Here is a 23,124-nt window from a genome sequence, read left to right as displayed (position 1 = left end):
GTCCGGCTCCTACTTCGCGGGATCGGTGGGCGGGGCTCCGCTGTCGATAGTCCGTCAGTACATCGAGCAGCAGAACCGTCCGCTCTAAGGTGCGGTCAGAGCACTTCTCAGAATCGCTTCACCACCGGGCTGAAGCCCGATGCACTGCGATTAGTCCCGGTAGCGCGGACGAAGGACGCGTGGCCGTCAGTGCACCCAGTCCTTGAGCGGCTCGGTGTCCAGCATCTGCGGCGGCGCTGCTTCAAACAGCTCAACCGCTGCCAGTCTCCCCGCCCGCCGCCGGTGCGTGTGCCGACGATGCGGAGCGCAATGCGGCCCAGGCGACGACGAAGGCCGACACTCCGGAGAGGAGACTTCCAAGGAGGGCTGCCACGAGCGGCAGCCACCATGGCGCACATCCGGAGTGCGTGGCCACTGATGCTTCCTCTTCGCCGATGACCTGGGGTTGGAGACCCGCGCGGCGGGTCTCCAACAGGGCGGCGTCCGCGGGCGGCTGCCTGCCGCGCATGCCCGGACCGTGTGCTGCTCACGGTCATGGTTCGGGGTCTAGTGCCACTGAATGTCAGCGAGGCTGTCCAGTGGTTCCCGCTCGGTCAGTGTTTCGGGCACGACGAGTGTGTCTGCCTTGCGCAGGGCGGCGGGGAAGCGGAGGCGGCCGCGTTCTTCGATCTCGTTCAGGTTGACCTGGAAGACGCGGAACTCGTCGAGTTCGAGGGCTTCGAGCTGGTTGAGATTTTGCGTGAGTAGGAAGGCTTTGGCCTTGAGTTCACCGTTCTCGGAGAATGCGATGACTTTCCAGTACTCGCGGGGGATCTGGACGTCGCGGAAGAGGCGGTCGTCGTCCTGGAAGACCGGCCCGCCGAACGCGCTCACTTTCAGGTCGTCGACTTCGACGTCGGCGAAGACGGCGTCCTCGAGTTGGCCCCACAGTCCGCCCTTGCTGCTCTGGTTGAAGTCGTCCATCTGCGGAGTGATGTTGGTGTAGAAGAACGAGTCCAGGTTGGCTTTCTTGGCCTCGGCCGGACTGCCCCAGAGCAGGTCGGCGCGGCGGGCGATGTGCCCGCGGTCGAGCCGGTTGGCCTCATAGAGTTCGTTGCCGATCTGGACGTCGTCGTCGATGCGTGGGTCTTTGACGAACTTGATGCCGTTGCGGCTGAGTCGCTTGAGTGAGGCGCCGTCGATGTTCCAGGCCACCCAGAACGCGAAGCACCGTGACGCGCTCAGGGCAAGCGAGAAGTGTGTGTAGGGGATGACCTCGGAGCCGCCGTGCTGGACGGCGTCATCCTTGATGGCTGCGTTGAGCTGCGGGACGTCGATCCGCTTTGCCAGGAAGCCGGGGTCGTATCCCTTGATGAGCTCGGCTTCTTCAACGGACGGGGGCGTGAGGCTGATCTCGAGCTTCTCGAAGACCGAGCGCGGCAGGCAGGCCAGCGCGTGCTCGTCCGGGTTGTCGCCGCCCTCACCGCCGAAGTGAAGACCGGCCAGGACCTTGCTGGGGCGGCCGTTGCCCGCCTTGAACAGCCAGACCGATCCCGAGTCGCCGCCCCGGCTTACCTCGTCGTCGGCGGGCGGGTTGTCCGGGTCGATGCCGATCTCGAAGCAGCCGATGATCTGCTCACCGATGCCCTCGCCGTAGTCGATCTTGGCGAGGGTGTCGATGCGCCGGACCACGCCGTGCGTGACACCCGTGGTGCGGCCGCTTTTGACGACCTTGTCGCCGAGTTCCGGCTCGCCCAGGTCCTCCGGCGCGACGCCGAGTTCGAGGATCTCCCTGCTGAACCGGCGGTCCTCGATCGTCGCCACCGCGCAGTCCCCTGCCATACCGAGGTGGGAGCGCTTTAGGATGCCGAGGCGGTTGAGGGTGATGCGGTTGTCGTCGTGCGGGCCGGGCTGCACGACCGTCTCGCCCAGGACGCCGTCCGGGCCGTGCAGCACGTGCCAGTTACTCAGGACGTAGGGGGTTGCGTCGTTCCTGTCGAAGACGATGCAGCCGATGGTGCCGGCCGAAACCTCAACTCACGTTCGGATCGGCGAGGTAGCTCGGGCCCTTGGTCCGGATGAACTGCCTCAGTGAGGCGACACGTTTGTCCTGCTCGGAGACGGCCTTGGACGTCGCGGACTTCTTCTTGGCCACCATGAACCTCGACTTTCGCGGTTTTCGCAGGGTCGCTTGGGTGGGTGTGACTGCTGGCGTTCGGCGCCTGGGTGCTTGGCGTTGGCCGTAGGGTGCGGCTGTGGATGAGTTGCTTGTTGCGCGGGTGCGGCTGCTTGATCAGCAGGGTCGGTCGGTGAAGGCGATCGCCAGGGCGATGGGGATGAGCGCTGGAGACGTTGTCGGGGTGCTGAATGGCGCGGTCGCGGTCTCAGGGCCGGGTCGCGGCGAGCCTCGTTGCTGGGTGAACGCCGGCTGGAGCCGCAGTGTGGATCTTGAGGGGGCGCCGCAGTGGGCGGGCCTTGATCCCGGGGCTTCCGAGGCAGAGGCAGTGCGCGGTCTGGTCGCGGTACTCGTCGCCGCGGACAGCACGCGCTCCACGAAGGCGCAGGTCGCGGGGTTCCTGCTGGACGTGTGGTGTCTTGGGGTGAAGAACGCGCTCGCACCGGAGCCGATGAGCGAGAGTCGGCTGGCCGGGCACCGGGGGCTCTACTTCAGCGCCTTCGAGGGGCATGTGCAGGTTCCGGCCGACCTCGCCCGCGCTCTGGTGTTCGGGGCCGCCGCCTACGCGCGCGGCTTCGGGTTCGAACCAGAGGGGGAGCTTGCTGAGGAGTTCGCGGAGGGCGCCGTGCTGCTCGGCGAACCTGCGCGCCCCAGCCCGATCGGCTTCGGCCGGGACGGCAAGCCCTTGTTCGTCAACGGCCCCTACGACGATCCCGATGCGGTGTTGCGGACGTTGCGGCGCGCGGTCGGCGACGACGGTTTCCACTTCGAGGTCGCCTTCCCTGAGCAGCCGTCGCGGCGGCGTCGCTTGTTCGGGCCGCGCCGGTAGCGTTCGGCGCGCTGGAGGCGAACAGCGGTCTCCACCCGGGTGGGTGACGGGTCGGCTGTTCGCGCCCGCGGTGGGCCGGGGCGTCGGGTGCGGCTCTGACCCTTGCTTCTGGTCGGGGAAGATCAGCCATCTGTTCGAGCTTCGCAATCAGGAGCCGCGCGTCGGCGACGGCATCGTGCGGGCCGCCTCGTGGCCGGGCCCTCCGCGTCCGGGGCCGTGGCCGCGCTCCGGTCACTCCTCGATGAAGGCGAGGATGTCGGGGTTGAGGACGTCTGGGTGCGTCGACAGCATGCCGTGCGGGTAGCCGTCGTAGCTCTTGAGACGGCCGCTCTTGAGCAGCTCGGCGGACTTCGGGCCGGAGTCCGCGTACGGCACGACCCGGTCGTCCGTGCCGTGCATGACCAGCACTGGGACCTCGATCTTCTTCAGATCCTCGGTGAAGTCGGTCTCCGAGAAGGCCTTGATGCACTCGTACTGCGCGTTGGCGGCGCCCATCATGCCCTGCAGCCACCAGCGGTCGATCAGACCCTGCGATTTCTCGACGCCGGGCTGGTCGAAGTTGTAGAACGGCCCGGACGGGACGTCGATGTAGAACTGGGCGCGGTTGGCGGCCAGCGCGGCGCGGAAACCGTCGAACACCTCGATGGGCAGGCCCTCGGGGTTGCTCTCCTTCTTGACCATGACCGGGGGGACGGCCGAGACGAGGACGGCCTTGGAGACACGGCCCGGCTTGGCCTGCGCTACGTAGTGCGCGACCTCGCCGCCACCGGTGGAGTGGCCGATGTGCACCGCGTCCTTCAGGTCAAGGGCGTCGGTCAGGGCGACGACGTCGGCGACGTAGGTGTCCATGTCGTGGCCGGTGGCGGTCTGGCTCGAACGGCCGTGGCCCCGGCGGTCGTGGGCGATGACGCGGTAGCCCTTGGACAGGAACCACAGCATCTGGTTGTCCCAGTCGTCGGCGCTCAGCGGCCAGCCGTGGTGGAAGACGATGGGCTTGCCGTCGCGGGGGCCCCAGTCCTTGTAGAAGATGTTCGTGCCGTCAGGGGTGGTCACCGTGCTCATTGCTCGTCCCTACGTCTGGTCGAGTGGACCGGCCGGATCGGACGGTCCAGCGGAGGATGCGACGACGCGGCCGTCCGCCCGGTGGCGCGCGCGGCCAGCCCGTCGACGCGCTTGCGCGCCCCGCCGGAGTTGGCGTTGTACGGCAGCGGGGTTGGGCCAGTGCCCATGGGGGTAGTAGAACTCAGCGCGTCTAGAACCGCATGTCGGCTACGCCGGCCTGCCATGGTGCGATCTACAGGTGATCCAGCCGATGGCCGAGCGGTTGTCGGAAGAGAACATGTGGTCGTTGACGTCCGGACTCGGTTCGGGGCCGGGTGCAGCAGACGTTGCTTTCGATCAGGCCGGGCTACCGCAGCATCCATGTCGGGGTCCAGCGCCGAGACCGCCGTGTGGAGCTCCTCGAACTGCACCATGGTGACGCCCCGTCGGCTACCTGGGAGTTGGAGGCCACCGCTACGCGGACCGAAGCGGGCTGGGACCTGCGCGGCCCCCGCCGCGTACAGCCGGCGCCGAACGAGGCGTCGACCTCGACCTCGACCTCGCTGCCCGAGCAACAGTCTGCGCCGCCCTCGACGACCTTCCGGGCCGCTGCCGAGTAGCTGGCCCGCACCTGCTCACGCAGATCCCGCTGGGTGTCCACGATCGGTTCCTCCCGGATCTGTGCCCGTGCGGCAGCCCGTAACGGACTGATTCGACGTCTGTCGATGCACGTTGAGATTGCCCTGTGCATCGATGGTTCGGAGCTGTTGCCGGCCGTCGAGTCCGGAGCTTGACACGCATCCATGACGTAACATAATCGGTTACAACAGAGTGCGCGGCCATCTCAACGGTGCGACCCCGCGCTGAGTACGAGGAGAGGTCCAGCCATGTCCACCACCACCACCACCGGCACTGCACTGATCACCGGCGCGACCGCGGGCCTGGGTGCGGCCTATGCCGAGGAACTGGCCGCACGGGGACACGACATCATCCTGGTCGCGCGAGACGAGGCAAGGCTGGAGAAGGCCGCCGCGGGGCTGGCGGAGCGGTCGGGACGGAAGGTCTCCACCCTGAGCGCGGACCTGACGACCGCCGAGGGGATCGGTTCGGTCGAGGAGCGCCTGGCCGACGACGCGTCGATCGGCACGCTGGTCAACAACGCCGGCATGGCGCTGCTCGGCCCGCTCTCGAAGGCCGACCCGGACCGGCTGGAGAGGCTGATCACGCTCAATCTGACCTCGTTCACCCGCATCGCGGCCGCCGCGGCGAAGGCATTCGCCGGCCGCGGCGCGGGCACGATCGTCAACATCTCCTCTGCGCTCGCGCTCAACATCCTCCCGGTGGGCGCCGCGTACAGCGGCACCAAGGCCTATGTGCTGGCCTTCACTCAGGGGCTGGCCCAGGAGTTCGCCGACTCCGCGGTGCGGGTACAGGTCGTGCTGCCGGGGGCGCTGGAGACCGCGCTCTGGAACGGTTCGGGCATCGAGCTCGAGCAGCTCTCGAAGGAGGTGGTGATGTCCCCGCAGGATGCCGCCCGGGCCGGACTCGCCGGACTCGAGGCGGGCGAACTGGTCACCATCCCCTCGCTGCCTGATTATGGCCAGTGGGAGTCCTATGACCAGGCCCGCCAGGCCATGCGCTCCAACCTGTCGCTGTCCCGGCCCGCCGCTCGCTACAGCCGCTGACCAGGCAGGCCGGGCCCGGTCGCACGCCGGGCCCGGCACCGTGTTCGTCTTCCGCGACCCCTCGCCTGGGCTCCCGGCCGCCGTGGCCGCATCGCTGTCGGGCTCTGCCGGTCGACCCGGTTGGTGGTGGCCGACTCGACCCCGGCGCGCGACTTCGGCGTCCGCCGCTATGTGATCGGCTCCGGATTCGCAGGATGATCGCGGACTTCACCGGCGCGCCGTCCAGCGCGTCGCCGACCGATCCGACTCGCGGAGCTTGACTCGCACCTCGTGATGTAACAAAATTGGTTTCGACAGGAGGGGTTTCGGCCGCTCCGAACGGAAGGAGGTTCGATGAGTGCCAACAGCCGCGTGACCGTGGCCACGCATGCCTTGACCTGGATGGCGATGGTCTGCCCCCAGCGTTCCGACGGCATCGTGACCTCCGACCAGATCGCCGTCAGCGTCAACACCAACCCCGTCGTCATCCGCCGCATCCTCGGCAGCCTGCGCGACGCGGGCCTGGTCGTCTCACAGCGCGGGCAGGGTGCGGGCTGGAGGCTGGCGCGCACCCCGGACTCGATCACGCTGCGGGATGTCTACCTGGCCGTCGAACCGGAGCCTCTCATCGCGCTGCACGCCGCGCCCCCCAACCAGGAGTGCCCCGTCGGGCGGGGCATTCCGCCCGTGCTGCAGAAGGCGTACGGCCGCGCGCACGAGTCGATGACAGCCGAACTGGCCACCGTCACCGTCGCCGACGTGCTCAAAGAGACAATCGCCTGACCCCTCGAGCGAGCCGCAGTCCACCCCGGCCGACCCGCATGGCGGCCTTTCTTCAACCTCAAATGTAACCGAATGTGTTACATCGCCTGGGAGACCCCTCCGACGTGTACCGATCACTCCTCGTACTGACCGCCGCAATGTTCGCCATCGGCACCGACAGCTTCGTCATCGCCGGCATCCTGCCCAACGCGGCACACTCCCTCGGCGTCGACATCGGCACCGCGGGATGGCTGATCACCGCCTACGCCTTCCCCTACGCCATCCTCGGCCCCGTCATGGCAGCGGCCACCACGCGCTGGCCACGCCGCACGCTCTTCCTCACCGGCCTCGGCATCTTCGTCGTGGGCAACCTCCTCACCGCCCTCGTCCCCAACTTCGGCGTGGCCCTCTTCGCGCGGGCACTCGCCGGGCTCGGCGGCGCCATGGTCACTCCCACCGCCGTCGCCGCGGCGGCCGCGCTCGCACCACCGGAGCGCCGGGGACGCGCCATCTCCACCGTGATGGCCGGTCTCAGCGCCGCGACCGCGCTCGGCGCTCCCCTCGGCACGGCGATCGGCAGCCTCACCGGCGACTGGCGTGCCACCATGCTCTTCGTCTCCGCCCTCGGCCTGCTCGCCGCCGCCGGAATCGCCCTGCTGCTGCCCAAGATCCCCAACCCGCCGCAGGTCCCGCTGCGCGCCCGACTCGCCCCGCTCGGCGACCGCCGCATCGGCCTGACCCTGCTGACCACCCTCCTGCTGTTCACCGGCCTGTACATCGTCTACTCCTACATCGCCGAGGGCCTGGACCGCGCCACCGGCGGCAGTGGCACCACCCTCGCCATCCTGCTGTTCGTCTGGGGCGTGGCGGCCACCATCGGAACACTCGGCTCGGGCAACCTGGTCGACCGCCTCGGCTCCCGGCGGATCATCAACGTCGCCCTCGTGGTGCTCGCACTGGACTTCGCCCTGCTGCCCTGGTCCAGCGCGCACCTGGTCACCGCCGTCGTGGCCCTGGTCGTCTGGGGCCTGTGCGGCTGGGGATTCCTCACCCCGCAGACCCACCGTCTGATCGGCGCCATGCCCTCCGCCGCCCCCATGCTCAGCGGGCTGAACTCCGCCACCGTATACGTCGGCGTCTCCCTCGCCCCGCTGCTCGGACAGGCCGGAATGGCCTGGTCCGGCGCCCACTGGCTCGGCCCCATCGGCACCGGGTTCATCGTGCTCTCCCTGATCGCAGCGGAGGCGGCACACATCGTCATCCGCCGCCACAAGGCACACCACGTACCCACGCCGCACGCAGAGCCAGTGCCGGCCAGCTGACCCACACCTGGATCCACCCGGCCGGGGCCTCGGGAAATGGCCCCGGCGGCCGGACAGACCAAGGCGAAGACAGTCCAGCAGGACGTCAGTCAGCGATCGAGCCACGACCACCGGGGACCCGGGTATCACTATCGCTGTCGGTGATCGTGGTGATGGTCTGCTTGGACACGTTCGCGCCGTACACCTCGGCCAGGTGAGCCGATATCTCCCCGTGTGTGAGGCCCTTCGCGGAAAGCGAGAGCACCATCTCGTCGACCCCGGTCAGGCGCCGCTGCCGCTTGCGGACGATCTGCGGCTCGAAGGTGCCGGCGGTGTCGCGGGGAACCTTCACCTCGACCGGACCGACGTCGGTCAGCACGGTCTTCGAACGGGTGCCATTACGGCTGTTGCCGCTGTTCCTGCCCATTGCGTCGTGCTTGTCGTAGCCGACGTGATCGGTGATCTCGCCCTCCAGGGCGGACTCCAGCACCCGCTTCGTCAGCTGCTGCAGCAGTCCGCCCTCCCCGGTCAACTGCAGCCCGTCGGACCGGGCACGGTCGACCAGCATCGCGATCAACTGCTCGTCGCTCGTCCCGTTCGCCGGCGGCTCGGTGGCCTGCTCGACGGACTCGCTGGACTCAACGGCGGTCTGGGTCATCTGGCGTCTCTCTCTTGATCATCAGATCCGCCGTTAGTTTTACAATCCCGCCGCCAGGTCGCTCGCGGAGGCGAGCAAGCGTTCGCGAAGCCAGAGGTGTGCCGGGTCGGTCGTGTGACGGGGATGCCAGTACATCGTCTCGTGGATGTCGGGCAGGGGGAGTGGCGGTGGCAGGAGCCGGATGTCGGTTGCCGCGGCGGCAAGCTGGCGAGCCGCCCGCTCGAGGACGAGGCTGGCCAGAGATGTTCCTCGGATCAGGAAGGGCACGAGGAGAAAACTCTCCACAGTGAACTCGATCCGACGTTGGGTGCCGAGCTGGGCGAGGTGCTGGTCGGCGAGGTTGAGTTGCCGGTCCGGTCCGATGCTGTACACGAGGTGCGGGAGACGCAGGTATTCGTCCAGCGTTATCTGCTGCGCCGAGCCGACCGGATTGGCGGCGTCGACCGCGCACAGCCATTGGTCGCTGAACAGTGGATACGACGGGAAGTCGGTGTCGCCGAGGAGCTCCCTTGGTTCGATGACGAGATCGGCCTCGTCGGTGTGCAGCAGTTGCCGTGGATCTCTCGATCTGGGGAGGACGTGAATCGTCACGCCTGGGGCTTCGGCGGCCGCCGCCCGGACGAAGGGGCTCAGCAATACCAACGTCGCGTAGTCGGACGCACTGATGGAGAAGGTGCGCATGTCCGTGCTCGGGTCGAATTCGGGACGCTGCTCGATGGTCCGCTCGATCAGGTCGAGGATCTCCCGTACGGGTTGCACCAGCCGCTCCGCCTCGGCGGTGAGGGTGAATTCCCTGCCCCGCCGCACCAGGAGCGGGTCCCCGAACATCTTCCTGAGGCGGGCGAGTGACGAGCTGGTCGCGGGCTGACTGAGGCCGAGTCGTCGGCCCGCGCGGCTGACGTTGCGCTCGGCCAGCAAGGCATCCAGCGCCACGAGCAGATTCAGATCCACGTTCCGCAGGTTCATAATCCCTGACCACCCCATGTATGCATGGTAGAAATACCACGAATCCAATATATCAATTTGACGGATATATTGCCGGATCATAGCGTCCCGATCGAGCGGTACGGCCTTCACGGTCGAAACTGCGGCAGTTTCCCCTCCTGAGCGGCAGCACTTGTGCCGCCGCTGGTTTGGAGAGATCCGGTGATCGAATCAGGAAATACCCTCGGCGACCTGCTCGGGGATGACGACGTGGGGGCCGACGCCGCGCAGTGGGCGTTGGAGACGAAGGCGGATCCCGATACGTTCCGGGCGGCGATGGGCCGTGTGGTCGGCAGCGTGACCGTGGTGACCACACGTCATGACGGTCGCGCCTGGGGCATGACCGTCAGTGCGTTCAGTCCGGTGTGCATGGAGCCGCCGATGGTGCTGGTGTGTGTCAACGCTCGCACTGTCACCGCTGCGGACATCCACCGCGAGAGCAGATTCGGGGTCAATCTGCTCAGCCAGGACCAACTCCCCGTGTCACAGCTGTGCTCACGTGCCGGGGCAGTGAAATACGTCGATGACCACGTCGTCGCAAGTAGCCAGCTGCCGGCCGAAGTGACGTCGCCGGTACTGCGCAATTCGCTGGTGACCTTCGACTGCGAGGTGACCGAGACACGGACCGTGGGCAGCCACTTGGTCGTCATGGGCCAGGTGCGGGCCGTCCTGGCGCCCGACTCCCGCCGTCCACTGCTGTACGGGCAGGGGCGCTACCAACGCAGCGTGGACATCGAGGAGTTGCTGACGATGACAGAGGCCGTGGCATGAAACTGACCGGTCTGCCGGCCCGCCTGTACGAGGCCTACAACCACCACGACCCGCTCGCCGCCGCGCGACTGTATGACGCCGGGGCCACGCACGAGGAGATCGCACAGGGCAGCTCCCGGCAGGGACCGGAGGCCATCGCCGACGGACTGCGTCGCTTCTTCCAGTGGTTTCCCGACGCCCACTGGCAACCGCAGACCCAGATCACCGATCCGAACGGACCGGTTGCGATCACCTATCTGCTCACTGCCACGCTGCAGGCGCCGATGGGCCCCCTCGCCGCCCGCGGCCAGCGTCTGTCACTGCGCGGCGTGCACGTGTTGCTCCTGGGGGGAGAGCTGATCCGTGGCAGCGCGGACTACTGGGACGCCGCCACCTTCCACCGTCAAATGAACACCACCACCACCACAGGAGAGACAGCATGAGGACCGGCAAGGAATACCTGGAGTCGCTGCGCGATGGTCGCAAGGTCTACGTTGGCGGCGAGCTCATCGAAGACGTCACCACACACCCCAAGACCCGCGGATACGCCCAGGCGATCGCGGAGTACTACGACTTGCACCTGGACCCCGAGCACCAGGACATCACCACCTTCATCGACGAGAACGGCAAGCGCGAGTCGATGCACTGGTTCCTGCCGCGGTCGAAGGAGGACGCCGTCCGCCGCCGCAAGTACGCCGAGTTCCTGTTCCGGCACTTCAAGGGCGGCATCTTCACCCGTCCGCCGGCCGGAATGAACGTCGTCATGTTCACCCAGGTCGACGACCAGGAGCCGTGGGCCGAGAACTCCCGCTTCACCGGCCCCCGCCGCGACCTGACGGGCAACATCCAGCGCCAGTGGGAAGAGGTCACCTCGAAGGACCTCGCGATCTCGCCCATGTTCGTCGACGTGCAGTACGACCGCGGCCGCGACGACGCGCTGGCCGAAACCCCCATGCTGAGCATCATCGAGGAGAACGACGAGGGCATCGTCGTCCGTGGCTGGAAGGCCATCGGCACCTCGATCCCCTTCGTCAACAACCTCCTGGTCGGCAACCTGTGGCGGCCGGGCCAGACGCCCGAACAGACCATTTACGCGATGGTGCCGGTGGCCACCCCGGGCGTGAGCGTGGTCGCCCGGGAATCGCGGGCCCAGCCCGACGCCGACCCCTACGACCGTCCGCTGGCCACCATCGGTGACGAGCTCGACGGGATGGTCTACTTCGACGACGTACTGATCCCCTGGTCGCAGGTCCAGCACATCGGCAACCCCGACCACTCCAAGTGGTACCCGCAGCGGCAGTTCGACTGGGTGCACCTGGAAACCCAGATCCGGCAGTGCATACACGCCGAACTCATGGTCGGTCTCGCGCTGCTGATCACTCAGGCCCTGGGTACCAGCCGCCAGCCGGTGGTACAGGCACAGCTCGCCGAACTCATCCGGTTCCGCGAGACCTGTCGCGCGTTCATGCTTGCGGCCGAGGAGACCGGTTTCGAGACCCCGGGTGGATTGTTCAAGCCGAACAACATCTACATCGACTTCGGCCGGGCCCACTACCTCGAGAACCAGCACGACATGGTCAACAAGCTGATCGACTTCTGCGGCCGCAGTGTGGTCATCCAGCCGACCAAGCGCGAGCTGGACGACCCGTACATCGGCCCCAAGCTCGAGCAGGCGCTGCGCGGTTCCGAGATCAGTGCCCGGGACCGGATCAAGATCTTCCGGCAGATCAGCGAGCGTTTCCTCACCGAGTGGGGCACGCGTCACGAGATGTTCGAGAAGTTCAACGGCACACCGCTGTACCTGATCAACATGCTCACCTTGCAGCGCACCGAGTACCAGGTCGACGGACCGCTCACCCAACTGGCCCGCGACGTACTCGACTTCGGCGACACCGCGGAACTGGGCAAGCGGGCGCAGGAGGCGGAGAAGGCTTCGCACTACGCCAGCGTCCGCTTCCAGCCCGACTACGCCCGCGGCCAGGACGTCCACGAGGGCTACATCGGCAACCAGAGGAAGCAAGAGACCGGTCGGCTGTAAGAACGCCGTGCCTGACCGACCGCTCCGGCCCGGGGTATCCGAGCCCCGGGCCGGACGCCCCAGCACCATCCAGAATGTTCTCGACCTTGCTGCAGGGGAGCTCATGGCAACAGACCTCACGGCAACCGACGTGGCCGGAAAAACCGCCGCGGCCCAGCACACGTCCGACCTGGCCGCAGGCGAGGCTGCCCGTCGGCCGGCCGGCGGCATGAGGGACAAGGTGGTCGCCACGGCCGGGGAGGCGGTGGCCGATGTGCCGGACGGTGCGTCGCTGGCGGTGGGTGGTTTCGGGCTGAGCGGTGTGCCGAACGTGCTGATCAAGGCGCTGTACGAGCGGGGCGTGTCGGGCCTGTCGGTGGTCTCCAACAACTGCGGGGCGATGGAGTCGGGTCTGGCGGTGCTGCTGGCAGCGGGGCGGATCGCACGGGTGACCGGGTCCTACATCGGGGCGAACAAGGAGTTCGCGCGGCAGTATCTGGCCGGGGAGCTGGAGGTGGAGATGATTCCGCAGGGCACGCTGGCCGAGCGACTGCGGGCCGGCGGGGCGGGCATTCCGGCTTTCTACACCCCGGCCGGGGTGGGCACGCAGGTCGCCGAGGGCGGGCTGCCCTGGCGCTACGACGGCTCCGGCGGGGTGGTGCTGGCCTCGCCGCCGAAGGAGGTGCGGGAGTTCGACGGCACCGAGTACGTGCTGGAGCGCGGTATCCGGACCGACTTCGCGCTGGTGCGGGCAGCGAGGGGCGACCGGCACGGGAATCTGGTGTTCAGCAGGTCCTCCCGGAACTTCAACCCGCTGGCGGCGATGGCGGGCGGGGTCACGGTCGCGGAGGTGGAGGAGCTGGTCGAGCCCGGTGAGCTGGATCCGGACGCGGTGCATCTGCCGGGGATCTTCGTGCAGCGGGTCGTCGCCCTCACTCCTGAACAGGCGGCGGACAAGAAGATCGAGAAGAGGACGGTTCGCTGACCATGGCGTGGACGCGTGAAGAAATGGCGGCCCGCGCGGCGCGCGAGTTGAAGGACGGCCAGTACGTCAATCTGGGCATCGGGCTGCCGACCTTGATCCCCAACTATCTGCCGGCGGGGGTGGAGGTGGTGCTGGAGTCGGAGAACGGCATCCTGGGCACCGGCCCCTACCCCACCGAGGAGCAGGTGGACCCCGACCTGATCAACGCCGGGAAGGAAACCGTGACGGTCCTGCCGGGCGCCTCCTTCTTCGACTCCGCGCTGTCCTTCAGCATGATCCGCGGTGGGCACATCGATGTCGCCGTGCTGGGCGCCATGCAGGTCTCCGAACACGGTGACCTGGCCAACTGGGCGATCCCCGGCAAGATGATCACAGGGATCGGCGGGGCGATGGACCTCGTCCATGGCGCCCGCACGGTCATCGTGGTGATGACGCACACCGCGAAGGACGGCTCGCCGAAGATCCTAAAGGAGTGCGGGCTGCCGCTGACCGGCAAGGGATGCGTCGACCGCATCATCTCCGACCTGGGCGTGCTCGACGTCACCGACGACGGTCTGGTCCTCGTCGAGACCGCACCCGGCGTGACCGTCGACGAGATCACCGCCAAGACCGACGCCACTCTCACCGTCGCGGACGACCTGCGGTGAAGACCGTCTGCATCGTCGACGCCGCACGCACCCCGATCGTCCGCTGCAACGGCGGCCCGCAAGTGTCCGCCCGGTCGATCTCACCGCCCACGGTATCCGCTGACTCCTGGCGCATACGCCCGAGTTGGACTCGTCCCCCGGATCGAGGTGATCTACTCCGGCAACGCCAACGGGGCGGGGGAGGAGGACCGCAACGTCGGCGGCGTGTTCGGCTGATCGGATCTCCCGCAACACCGACCCTGACGGCTATGACTTTGACTGAGGAGAGCTCATGGCAACCGATTTCACCGAGGAAACCGCCACCGATGCGGTGATCGAAAGCTTCCACGCGACCCCGGACCCACGCCTGCGAGAGGTCGTGACCTCCCTTACCCGGCACCTTCACGCCTTCGTGCGGGACGTACGGCCGAGCACCTCCGAGTGGCAGCAGGCGATCGACTTTTTGACCGCGACCGGCCAGATGTGTGATGACATTCGTCAGGAGTTCATCCTGCTCTCCGATGTCCTCGGCGTCTCGATGCTGGTGGAAGCCATCAACGACCGCAATTCGCCCGCGGCGACCCCGGCGACCGTGCTCGGCCCCTTCCACGTTGTCGAATCCCCACCTCGCAAACTGGGGGACACCATCGACCTGATCGGCGGGGGCAAGCCGTGTGTGGTGGCCGGACGCGTCCTCTCGCAGGACGGCTCACCGCTGCCGGGCGCGCTTGTCGACGTCTGGCAGGCCAACGAAGAGGGCTTCTACGACGTCCAGCAACCCGGCGTGCAGCCGCTCGGGAATGGGCGGGGGTTGTTCACCACCGATGAGCAGGGAGCCTTCTGGTTCCGCACGGTCGTTCCGAGCTACTACCCGATTCCGACCGACGGCCCGGTCGGGCGCATGCTCGACCGCACCGGTCGGCACCCCAACAGGCCCGCGCACATTCACTTCATCGCCGGCGCCGCGGGCCATACTCCGGTGACCACGCATGTCTTCGTCAAGGGCAGCCCGTACATCGAATCCGACGCGGTGTTCGGTGTGAAAGAGACGCTGATCACAGACTTTGCACACACCGATGATCCGCAGCGGGCACGCGAGTTCGAGGTAACGAACCCGTTCGCCCACGCACAGGTGGACATCGTGCTGGAATCCGCATCCGGGGCGTGACCGTGAGGAAGCAGGGTGCCGTGGACGCGAAATTGCAATTCACCTACCAGGCGCTGCCGATGCGCGTGAGATTCGGTGTTGGCAGCATCTCGTTTCTGCGGGAGGAGATGGATGTTCTCGGGCTGAAACGAGTGCTCGTGCTCTGCACACCCGAGCAGCAGGACAGTGCCCGGATGATCGCAAAGACACTGGGCGACAGGACGGCTGGAATCCATGCGGGTGCCCGGATGCACGTGCCCGTCGACGTTGCTCAGCGGGCGCGCGAGGTCGCCTCCCGAGTTGGAGCCGACGGGTGTGTGGCCGTCGGTGGGGGTTCCACCATCGGCTTGGGTAAGGCGATCGCGCTGGAGTCCGGCCTACCGATCATCGCCGTTCCCACGACCTATGCGGGTTCAGAGATGACGTCGGTGTGGGGGCTGACCGAGAACGGAGAAAAGCGCACAGGCAGGGATGCTCGGGTGCTGCCCCGCAGCGTGATCTACGACCCCGAACTCACCCTGCAACTGCCCCCCACCCTGTCGGTCACCAGCGGCATGAACGCCATCGCCCACGCCGTCGAAGCCCTCTACGCACCGAACGCCTCGCCCGTCATCTCGCTGATGGCCGAAGAAGGAGCCCGGGCGATGGTCCAGGGCCTTCCACGGGTCGCAGCCGAACCCACCGATGAGGAGGGTCGCACCGCCATGCTCTACGGAGCGTGGCTGTGCGGAGCGTGCCTGGGTGCCACCACGATGTCACTCCACCACAAGCTCTGCCACATTCTTGGCGGTGCCTTCGGCCTACCTCACGCCGATGCGCACACGGTCGTGCTCCCGCACGTGCTCGCCTTCAACGCACCGGCCGCCCCAGCCATGGCAGCCGCGCTTGGACGAGCACTCGACACCAACTCGCCGGCACGCGAACTCCACGCACTCGGCACGGCGTTGGGAGCTCCGCGATCGTTGGGTGAACTGGGCCTGCGGGAGACTGACCTGGACCTGGCCGTAGAGCTTGCCACGCGCGATCCGTACGCCAACCCCCGTCCCGTTACTCCCGAAGGCGTCCGCCACATCCTCATGGCCGCGCTCAGCGGCCGGCCACCAGCCGAATCAGGTGCCTGACGGTGGCGATGGCAGGGCCTCGCATGGTTGACGATGACGAGCCTTCGACCTGTGGCGTCCAAGGCCACCCCACCCCGAGGCCGCGTTCCCAGCACCAAGACCCCGAGGCAATTTGAGGTTTCCCGAAGTGTCGTACGTGCATGAGCTGACACCCGATCCGGCGACGGACGGCACCGCCCCCGCACGACCAGAGCGATCGTGCGGGGCATCGGACCGCCCAGGCTCGACCGGGCGTTGCCGGGCGTGAGGGAACCCGCCCCCGCATTCCCGGACCACGGACACGATCCGTGCGCGCTGGACGCGGAGTGAACGCGGGGGACCAGAACGCCCAACACCGTTCGGGGCGTTCGGCTGAGCATGAGTTCTGGCAACAGGACTCACTTCCGCTCAGTCTTTAGGAACGGTCGTCGTCGGGACCGCGCCAGGGAGTCGTCGTGGCGGTCGGCGCAGGGTGGTCGTCCTCAGGTGTCGTCTCGGTGCCGTGGCCCGGAACCGTACTCGGTGAGCAGCAGGGCGATGTCGTCGGCCCGGTAGGAGGAGCCGCGGGCATTGTGTAGGAGCCGGTCGGCGAGTTCATCCAGTGAGTCCGCGCGAGCGTGGGCCAGGGTTGTCCGCAGGCGGTCGATCCCCACATCGATGTCGGCTCCGGGTTCCTCGACCAGGCCGTCGGTATAGAGGGCGATGACGGACCCCGGTGGGAGAGCGATCTGGGTCGGGGGATAGGCGCTTGCGCACTCCACACCCAGGAGTGGGCCGACGTCGAGGTCAAGGACATCGGTCGTGCCGTCGGGGCGGCGGAGCAGGGGTGGAGGGTGGCCGGCGGTGACGGCGCAGGCGTAGTGGCTGCGGGGTTCGAGGTGGATGGAGCAGCAGCTGGCCAGCAGCCCGGGGCCGAGGTCGAGGAGGGTCCGGTTGACGCCCGCCATCACATCGCCGGGCGTATGGTCCACGGCTGTGAAGGCTCGCACCGCGCTGCGCAGTTGAGCCATGGTGGCCGCGGCGGCGATGCTGTGCCCCTGCACGTCTCCGATGACGAGAGAGACCCCACGGGTGGTGGGGATGACGTCGTACCAGTCGCCACCGATGTCCATTCCGCTGGTGCCGGGCAGATAGCGGGCGACGGTGCGGATGCCCGGGACGGCCGGCAGCCGGTGCGGCAGGAGCGCCTGCTGCAGGCCGCGCGCGACGGCGAACTCCGCGTCGTAGAGCCGTGCTCGCTCCAGGGCCTGGGCGATCAGCCCGGCGAGTGCGGTGAGGACGCCGCGGTCCTTCTGCGTGAACCGATGGATGTCGTCGAAGCCGAGGACGCAGGTGCCGACCGGGCGGCTGGAGGCGATCAGCGGCAGATACGCCCAGGAACTCACCTCGCCCGTGGGGATACCCGGGTAGCCACGGTCGAGGTCTTGCTGCGACTCGATGAAGAGCGGGGTGCCAGAGGTCAGGGCCTCGGTGCCGGGCATGCGGGCGTGCAGTGGCACGTCCTGCAGCCAGTCGAGGAAGTCTTCGTGGTGGCCGGTGTGGAAGAGCAGCTGCATGGTTGCGTTGCGGACCACGTAGATCGCCAGCTGCTGGCCTCCGAAGGCCGGCAGAAGCTGGTCGGCGACGACTTCGCAGACTTCGCGGGCGGTGACCGCCTCGGTCAGCGCGCTGCCGAGCTGCAGAACGTGGTACATGACGCCCAGACGCGCCGGCGGGGTGGCGGATCCAGCGGCCGGGGAGACGGTGGCTGCCACGGCCGGCGGCGGGCGGGTTACGGGGGCCACTCGGCCGGTCACCCCGTCCGCTTGCGGGTGAAGGGAGACGGCGAGCCACTGGTCGGGCGGCCGGCGGGCCAGGAAGGAGGACGGCGTCTGCGAGATCATCGCGGACCGGTGCCGATACTCGATGTCGGGGTCGGACAGCCACGGCAGCACGTCCCACAAGAACCGGCCCAGCAACTCGTCGCCGGGAAGGCCCAGCAGCTGCAGGGCGCTGTGGTTGGCGTAGGTGACCCGCCCGTCGGGGGCGAGGGAGAACAGCCCGTCCCGCAGCCGTTCGACCGCTGCGACGGCCGCACTGCCAGCCCAGGCATCCACGACCGCACCGACCAGGTGCGTACGCGTCGGCACGTCGCCGACCTCCAGGACGCGGCCCCACCACTCGACCGTGCGGTACCTCTCGCCGCCGCTGCTGCGATCCCCTACGCGGTCCCGAATGCGCAGGCGCCGCGCGGTGATCCGGCCCTCGCCGGCTGCCTCCCGGGCGCAGGCCCAGAAGGCAGCACGATCGCCGGGGTGCAGGCAAGAAGCAAGCGTTTCGGCTCGTCCGTCGAAAGCGCGAGGGTCGAGACCGAAGATCGCGCAGAGCTCGTCGTCCACGGTGAAGGCGCCCAGGTCGAGGTCCCAGTCGAACAGGCCGCCCCGCACAGCCGTCGCCGAAGGGGCCGGGATCTCGACGGGAATCGTCACCGGGTCGCATTCCACAGGATCGCCGGTACGGGCACGCAGAGCGGCGAGGGAGTTACCGAGCCGGCCGGCGATGTTCCGCACTTGGCGGCGCCGGGCTTTGGACAGTCCTTCGCTGCCGGTCGGGGCCGCCCAGACGATCGCCAGCGATCCGAAGATCTCCCGGCCTGCGCCCACCGGCACGGAGCAGGAGCCGAAGGCGTACGGCAGGGCCACCGCGAGCTGGGGATACCGGCGCATCGTCTCCTGGGCGTCAGCCAGGTGGACCGTGCGCCCAAAGCTGTACGCCACGGCGACCGGGATGGGACTGTTCACCGGGATGAGGCGCCAGCCACCGAGCAGGGAGGGCGGCGTCCCGCACGTCGCGGCGAGCACGATCGACCGGCGGTCGCGGGAGCGCAGAAAGACGCTCCCCGCGTACGCGCCGGTTCCTTCGACGGCTTCGACGACGGCTGCAGCGAGGAGATCCTCACGCTCCGCCCTCTCGCCGACGGTCATCCCGCGCATACTTCCAGTCTGCGCAGGTCAGGCCCACCAGCCCAAGGCGGCAACCCAGCGAGACGCACCGATCACAGATCGCAGGACATGGCCGTCGGCTGCGGCCTGGGCTGCGAAGTCGTGGCCGTCGAGGATGCGGCCCTTGAGGCACGCGAACAGGCCGCCTTCGGCGACGTCCCTCGAACGAGATCGAGCCCGTGACCCGGGCGTTGTCGTCGGGGATGCTGTGCAGGCGACCGCGGTTGACCTGGGCGATGCCAGCGAGGGGCAGGGGGATCACGAGGCTCCTTGCGCAGCGGGGCCAGGACGACGCCGCGTCCGGCGTAGAACCAGGCCAGGTCCTCCCATGGCACGGTGTGGAACTCCTGGGACCGTCCGGGCAGGCCGGACGGGTTGTGCAGCACGACTCCGTCGGGGCCGGAGCCGACGGCGAGCACCAGGTGCCCGCCGCGCCCGGCCGGTGCCGGCTCGAGCGCTGCACATGGGGTTCGTGAACGCCGTGTCCAACACGTCCCCACTCCTTGTGCGAGATGCCAGCCCGGCCGCCCATCGTGGGCAACGTCCCCTGTTCCGTGGGAATCTCGGTGGTCGGCGTCGACTTCCCTGCCTCGGTGCGCCGAAATGTTCGGCGATGCTGCCGTCTTCCTCGACCGGGACTGTAAAACTAACGGCGGATCTGATGATCAAGAGAGAGACGCCAGATGACCCAGACCGCCGTTGAGTCCAGCGAGTCCGTCGAGCAGGCCACCGAGCCGCCGGCGAACGGGACGAGCGACGAGCAGTTGATCGCGATGCTCGTGGACCGGGCCCGTACCGAGGGGCTGCAGCTGACCGGCGAGGGCGGGTTGTTGCAGCAGCTGACCAAGCGGGTGCTGGAGTCCGCCCTGGAGGGCGAGATCACCGACCACGTTGGCTACGACAAGCACGACGCGGCCGGGAAGAACAGCGGCAACAGCCGCAACGGCACCCGGGCGAAGACCGTGCTGACTGATGTCGGCCCGGTCGAGGTGCGGGTGCCGCGCGACACCGCCAGCACGTTCGAGCCGCAGATCGTCAAGAAGCGGCAGCGCCGGCTGACCGGGGTGGACGAGATGGTGTTGTCGCTGTCCGCCAAGGGCCTCACGCACGGCGAGATCGCTGCCCATCTCGCCGAGGTCTACGGGGTCGCGACGTCCAAGCAGACGATCTCGAACATCACCGTGACACCCCCGGGGAGGAAGCGGTGAACCGCCTGTGAGCCAGGAAGATGAGAAGCCTCCCGGGCCGCCGCCGATTGTTGTCGTGCTGCCGGACGGGCAGGAGGTCCGGGCGGGGCTTCATGCCCGTCGGCGGGTGCGCAGTGGTTGGCAGTACCAGGTCGGTGTCCTGGTGTGGCGCGACGGCGCGAGCGGGGATGCGGAACCGGCTGAGCATCGAGCCTGGGTGACTTCTGAGCAGGCCCGCCCTGTTCCCGGTGTCTCGTACGAGCAGGTGCCCACCCATCGTTCGACGCCGACCGCGTACGGCGGACGGCCCGGGAAGCTGCAGCCGGCTTGGACGGTCCAGCAGTTGCCGCATCGTCCCGGCCACCCCGGTGCGACGCTCGTGCACGTCATCGGGTGCGTACCCGGCGGCCATCGGCTGGACCGGGAACAAGCCCTCGCTGCGCTTGGCCGGCCCCGCGCGGCAGCGTGCAAAGAATGCGACGCTGCCGGATCCTTGGCTGCCGGGGAGGCTTCGCCTCCCTGAGGCGCCCCAGCATCGTGGGCCCCTTTGTCTGTGCTGGGTCCGGGGCAGGCAGTACGCCCTACACGCGAGACCATGGCTGTGGCCCGCACAGGAACCTGCCAGGCCACAGCAGCGCGATGCTCTCGCTCTGAATCGGTACCGACTTCCGGTCTGGGCCGGCTCCGAAAATGAGCTTCCGCTGACGGTGATGGGGAACCTTGTGGATGATCCGGAGTTGCGGTTCACCTCGGCTTGGGTGGCGTGGCCCGGTTCACGGCCGGAAGTGGGGTGAGGCTCTGGTGAACGCGGCCAGGAACTGCTGTGCTCGGCGGGGCCGTTAGCCTGTTGGTATGTCAGAGGATGTCATCCCGGGCCGTAGGGGCGGTCTGATCGCTTTGGGCGCCGCGGACGTTTTGTGGGCCGAGTTGACGTCCGATAGCGCTGTGCCGACGGTTTCTGCGGCGTTGACCTGTTCTCCTGCCGATGCCCGGGCGGGGTACGTTCTGCTCGGCGGCCGTGTGGTGGCGACGGTGCAGGCAAGCGGCGGCCCATGGGGTGTTCCGGAGATTGAGGTGCGCCGGGCGGCGGCGGAACTGAGTGCTGTTGAGATGGATGGCCAGGACCTGGTCCGGATCGGTCCGTTCCGTGGCGCGCCGAAGCAGGAGCACACGGAGGGAACGCCGCTGCGGTGGCGCCGGCGCATCACCGGGGAACTGCAGGAGCTGGGCGATCCCGAGTGGGCAGCACGACGTGGAGGCGGCCGGCCGTTCCATCTGGCGGGGATCGACTGGCGGCGGATACTCGTGGTACAAACCCGCGACCACACGGCGCGGACATGGTGGCTGCCGCGCGCCGTGGTCAGGCTGCTGGATGTGGCCGAGCACGCCGAGACGCGGTGGCTGCAAGCCACGGGGACTCGCCAGGAGAACGCAGCCGTTACCGAGCCGCCCTTGCGTCACGGGCAGGCCCAAGCCTCCGACGGCCGGCAGACGACAGGGCCCGACTGCCCGACCGGCCCACTGCGCCCCTACAACGGGGAACTGCAAGGCCACCTGTACTCGGCGCTCAGCAGGAAACCGGGCATTTCCCGCAAGGTGGCGGGGTGGACGTGCGCCGTCTGCCGCACCGCACCCGCCACCGTACTCGACCACTGCCACGAACACGGCTACGTCCGCGCCCCCGTCTGCCATTCCTGCAACACACAAGAACGCCCCGACCACCTGTACGGCAACGACATCCGCGTGGCCAACCACTACACACCCCTCTTCCACACCCACACCGCCGACTGGCTCCGCCACTGGCACCGCTGCCCCGGCTGCCGCGCCCGCACCACCCTGCCGCTGCCACACCTCGCCGCCTGGACCGCCCACACAGCCTGCCGATCACTGCGCCCGACCCACCGCGACTCCCACAGCTCCCGCGGGCGCAAACCCTGCGGTGTGCTGCGCGTGTCCTGGACGGGCAGTCACAGCGCGCCCAATTCCTGTCTGCTCACTGTCGCCGTCGACTTCTGCCCCTTGGGCGAGCACCGTGTCCTGGCACAGGTCCCCTACCGCGAAGCCGCCGAGCGGTTCCGTATCTGGCTGGCCGAGACCGCCCCTGCCGTGGCCGCCGCGGCCGGCCCCGACCGCCTGGACGGCCTCCCCACCCGGTTCCGGCCAGTCATCGCGGACACCAACGGTGAGGGCCTGGCGCTGTTCTGAGCAGCCGTGAGCACAGGCAAGCCGAAGGTGCCCCTGGGCAAGCCCCGCGTTGTCGGTGGCAGCTGGAAGGCTTGATCGGATGAACGGCGATGAGCAGCTGCTGAACGGCCGGGTCTATGGCCGCGACCACGACGACCCCAACCCCGGCCCGCTACCGCACCGGACCTACGCCGAACTGGTCGGCGGGCCGCTGGACGGCCTGCTGCTGGACATCCACGGGTGGCGGACCGCGGAAGTCGACGACGGCGTGGCCCTGTCCACCGAGCTGTCGCGGTGGCCCGGCGGCCGCGCCCTGTACGACCCGCGCCCCGGCGAACCCCGTGCGCAGGGGCCCGGCGTCGTGTGCCGCTTCCACTACTCCGGCGATACGCTCTGAGCTGCGCCATCGTCGGAAACTCCCCGGTACAGCGTCATCCGCTTCCCTTCCCGGTCAGAGCACTAGCCCGAGCTGTTCCGCGCGCCACCACCTGCTGACCGCCATTGTAGGATCTCGCGATTCGTGGCATAGGGACCGTGCGCTGACCTGGGTGGATGCCATCTGTCTCACGGGGCGGTCAGCATGATCAGTCTCACGCTGGTGGCATGGCATTTCCTCAGCCGGTTCATCGCGGGTGGGAGCGGTTCCTCTGAAGTGATGTCAGAGGTCGTTTTCATCCCTAGTGCCCGCCTATCACCTACTTTCTTCTCTGCGGTGGTGTGGTGCTGAAGGGGCTGTTGGACTGGTCGGTTCTC

The 23,124-nt window shown here is 68.2% G+C and carries 21 protein-coding genes and 5 pseudogenes; 19 read left to right on the top strand and 7 right to left on the bottom strand.

Going from position 1 to position 23,124, the window contains the following annotated elements:
* Positions 1-88, top strand: a pseudogene (locus ACFV9O_RS34495) (IS200/IS605 family transposase); the annotation flags it as partial.
* Between the two features lie 458 nt (positions 89-546).
* On the opposite strand, the gene ACFV9O_RS34490 reads toward ACFV9O_RS34495, so the two are convergent.
* Positions 547-1,935, bottom strand: coding sequence for a DNA/RNA non-specific endonuclease (locus tag ACFV9O_RS34490; protein WP_385425240.1), 1,389 nt, complete (start codon positions 1,933-1,935; stop codon positions 547-549).
* Between the two features lie 76 nt (positions 1,936-2,011).
* Positions 2,012-2,137, bottom strand: a complete 126-nt coding sequence (locus tag ACFV9O_RS34485; protein WP_385425237.1) for a hypothetical protein — start codon at positions 2,135-2,137, stop codon at positions 2,012-2,014.
* A gap of 97 nt (positions 2,138-2,234) precedes the next feature.
* On the opposite strand from ACFV9O_RS34485, the gene ACFV9O_RS34480 reads away from it, so the two are divergent.
* A complete protein-coding gene (locus ACFV9O_RS34480; protein WP_385425235.1) occupies positions 2,235-2,984 on the top strand; it encodes a hypothetical protein in 750 nt (249 codons plus the stop codon).
* Positions 2,985-3,215: 231 nt separating this feature from the next.
* On the opposite strand, the gene ACFV9O_RS34475 is transcribed toward ACFV9O_RS34480, so the two are convergent.
* Both ACFV9O_RS34475 and ACFV9O_RS34470 read right to left on the bottom strand, forming a co-directional pair.
* Positions 3,216-4,046 (bottom strand): alpha/beta fold hydrolase, encoded by an 831-nt coding sequence (locus ACFV9O_RS34475; protein ID WP_385425232.1) that lies wholly within the window; start codon positions 4,044-4,046, stop codon positions 3,216-3,218.
* Positions 4,043-4,213: a hypothetical protein gene (locus ACFV9O_RS34470; RefSeq protein WP_385425229.1), complete on the bottom strand. Its 171-nt coding sequence runs from the start codon at positions 4,211-4,213 to the stop codon at positions 4,043-4,045. Before ACFV9O_RS34470 ends, ACFV9O_RS34475 begins: the two co-directional genes overlap by 4 nt.
* A 159-nt stretch (positions 4,214-4,372) precedes the next feature.
* On the opposite strand from ACFV9O_RS34470, the gene ACFV9O_RS34465 reads away from it, so the two are divergent.
* The 4 genes from ACFV9O_RS34465 to ACFV9O_RS34450 all read left to right on the top strand — a co-directional run bounded on the left by ACFV9O_RS34465 (position 4,373) and on the right by ACFV9O_RS34450 (position 7,773).
* Positions 4,373-4,645: a DUF5990 family protein gene (locus tag ACFV9O_RS34465; protein ID WP_385425226.1), complete on the top strand. Its 273-nt coding sequence runs from the start codon at positions 4,373-4,375 to the stop codon at positions 4,643-4,645.
* A gap of 267 nt (positions 4,646-4,912) precedes the next feature.
* Positions 4,913-5,710: an SDR family NAD(P)-dependent oxidoreductase gene (locus ACFV9O_RS34460; RefSeq protein WP_385425224.1), complete on the top strand. Its 798-nt coding sequence runs from the start codon at positions 4,913-4,915 to the stop codon at positions 5,708-5,710.
* Between the two features lie 333 nt (positions 5,711-6,043).
* Positions 6,044-6,472, top strand: a complete 429-nt coding sequence (locus tag ACFV9O_RS34455; protein WP_385425222.1) for an Rrf2 family transcriptional regulator — start codon at positions 6,044-6,046, stop codon at positions 6,470-6,472.
* 104 nt (positions 6,473-6,576) lie between these two features.
* Positions 6,577-7,773 (top strand): MFS transporter, encoded by a 1,197-nt coding sequence (locus ACFV9O_RS34450; RefSeq protein WP_385425220.1) that lies wholly within the window; start codon positions 6,577-6,579, stop codon positions 7,771-7,773.
* Between the two features lie 136 nt (positions 7,774-7,909).
* On the opposite strand, the pseudogene ACFV9O_RS34445 reads toward ACFV9O_RS34450, so the two are convergent.
* Positions 7,910-8,320: pseudogene (locus tag ACFV9O_RS34445) on the bottom strand (transposase); the annotation flags it as partial.
* A gap of 129 nt (positions 8,321-8,449) precedes the next feature.
* Positions 8,450-9,487, bottom strand: coding sequence for a LysR family transcriptional regulator (locus tag ACFV9O_RS34440; protein ID WP_385425217.1), 1,038 nt, complete (start codon positions 9,485-9,487; stop codon positions 8,450-8,452).
* A 69-nt stretch (positions 9,488-9,556) separates the two neighbouring features.
* Between ACFV9O_RS34440 and ACFV9O_RS34435 the strand changes: the two genes are divergently transcribed.
* From ACFV9O_RS34435 to ACFV9O_RS34395, 9 genes and pseudogenes are all read left to right on the top strand, one after another.
* A complete protein-coding gene (locus ACFV9O_RS34435) occupies positions 9,557-10,165 on the top strand; it encodes a flavin reductase family protein (RefSeq protein ID WP_385425214.1) in 609 nt (202 codons plus the stop codon).
* A complete protein-coding gene (locus ACFV9O_RS34430; protein WP_385425211.1) occupies positions 10,162-10,587 on the top strand; it encodes an ester cyclase in 426 nt (141 codons plus the stop codon). Before ACFV9O_RS34435 ends, ACFV9O_RS34430 begins: the two co-directional genes overlap by 4 nt.
* The gene (locus tag ACFV9O_RS34425) at positions 10,584-12,182 is read left to right on the top strand and encodes a 4-hydroxyphenylacetate 3-hydroxylase family protein (RefSeq protein WP_385425208.1); all 1,599 of its coding nucleotides are present in this window, start codon (positions 10,584-10,586) and stop codon (positions 12,180-12,182) included. Before ACFV9O_RS34430 ends, ACFV9O_RS34425 begins: the two co-directional genes overlap by 4 nt.
* Positions 12,183-12,390: 208 nt before the next feature.
* Entirely contained in the window at positions 12,391-13,146 is a 756-nt protein-coding gene (locus ACFV9O_RS34420; RefSeq protein ID WP_385425247.1) for a CoA transferase subunit A, read from the top strand.
* A 2-nt stretch (positions 13,147-13,148) separates the two neighbouring features.
* On the top strand, positions 13,149-13,793 hold the full coding sequence (locus ACFV9O_RS34415; RefSeq protein ID WP_385425205.1) for a CoA transferase subunit B: 645 nt from the start codon (positions 13,149-13,151) through the stop codon (positions 13,791-13,793).
* Positions 13,790-13,994, top strand: a pseudogene (locus ACFV9O_RS34410) (3-oxoadipyl-CoA thiolase); the annotation flags it as partial. The gene ACFV9O_RS34415 and the pseudogene ACFV9O_RS34410, both read left to right, overlap by 4 nt.
* 70 nt (positions 13,995-14,064) lie before the next feature.
* Positions 14,065-14,940 carry a dioxygenase gene (locus ACFV9O_RS34405; RefSeq protein WP_385425202.1) on the top strand — a complete coding sequence of 292 codons (876 nt, stop codon included), beginning with the start codon at positions 14,065-14,067 and terminating at the stop codon, positions 14,938-14,940.
* Between the two features lie 59 nt (positions 14,941-14,999).
* Positions 15,000-16,040: a maleylacetate reductase gene (locus ACFV9O_RS34400; protein ID WP_385425244.1), complete on the top strand. Its 1,041-nt coding sequence runs from the start codon at positions 15,000-15,002 to the stop codon at positions 16,038-16,040.
* Positions 16,041-16,189: 149 nt separating this feature from the next.
* A pseudogene (locus ACFV9O_RS34395) lies at positions 16,190-16,438 on the top strand (IS200/IS605 family accessory protein TnpB-related protein); the annotation flags it as partial.
* Positions 16,439-16,501: 63 nt separating this feature from the next.
* Here the strand turns inward: ACFV9O_RS34395 and ACFV9O_RS34390 are convergent.
* The gene (locus ACFV9O_RS34390) at positions 16,502-18,991 is read right to left on the bottom strand and encodes a SpoIIE family protein phosphatase (protein ID WP_385425200.1); all 2,490 of its coding nucleotides are present in this window, start codon (positions 18,989-18,991) and stop codon (positions 16,502-16,504) included.
* A 782-nt stretch (positions 18,992-19,773) separates the two neighbouring features.
* On the opposite strand from ACFV9O_RS34390, the pseudogene ACFV9O_RS34385 reads away from it, so the two are divergent.
* From ACFV9O_RS34385 to ACFV9O_RS34370, 4 genes and pseudogenes are all read left to right on the top strand, one after another.
* Positions 19,774-20,181, top strand: a pseudogene (locus tag ACFV9O_RS34385) (transposase); the annotation flags it as partial.
* A gap of 34 nt (positions 20,182-20,215) precedes the next feature.
* Positions 20,216-20,710 carry a DUF6233 domain-containing protein gene (locus ACFV9O_RS34380; RefSeq protein WP_385425197.1) on the top strand — a complete coding sequence of 165 codons (495 nt, stop codon included), beginning with the start codon at positions 20,216-20,218 and terminating at the stop codon, positions 20,708-20,710.
* A gap of 329 nt (positions 20,711-21,039) precedes the next feature.
* Positions 21,040-22,392 carry an endonuclease domain-containing protein gene (locus tag ACFV9O_RS34375; protein WP_385425194.1) on the top strand — a complete coding sequence of 451 codons (1,353 nt, stop codon included), beginning with the start codon at positions 21,040-21,042 and terminating at the stop codon, positions 22,390-22,392.
* 79 nt (positions 22,393-22,471) lie between these two features.
* Positions 22,472-22,768: a hypothetical protein gene (locus ACFV9O_RS34370; protein WP_385425191.1), complete on the top strand. Its 297-nt coding sequence runs from the start codon at positions 22,472-22,474 to the stop codon at positions 22,766-22,768.
* Positions 22,769-23,124 lie beyond the last annotated feature (356 nt).

Source organism: Streptomyces sp. NPDC059909 (genome assembly GCF_042730885.1).
In the GTDB taxonomy this organism is placed as follows: domain Bacteria; phylum Actinomycetota; class Actinomycetes; order Streptomycetales; family Streptomycetaceae; genus Streptomyces.
The sequence above is the reverse complement of the archived record's forward strand: the minus strand, read 5'-3'. Positions and strand labels throughout refer to the sequence as shown.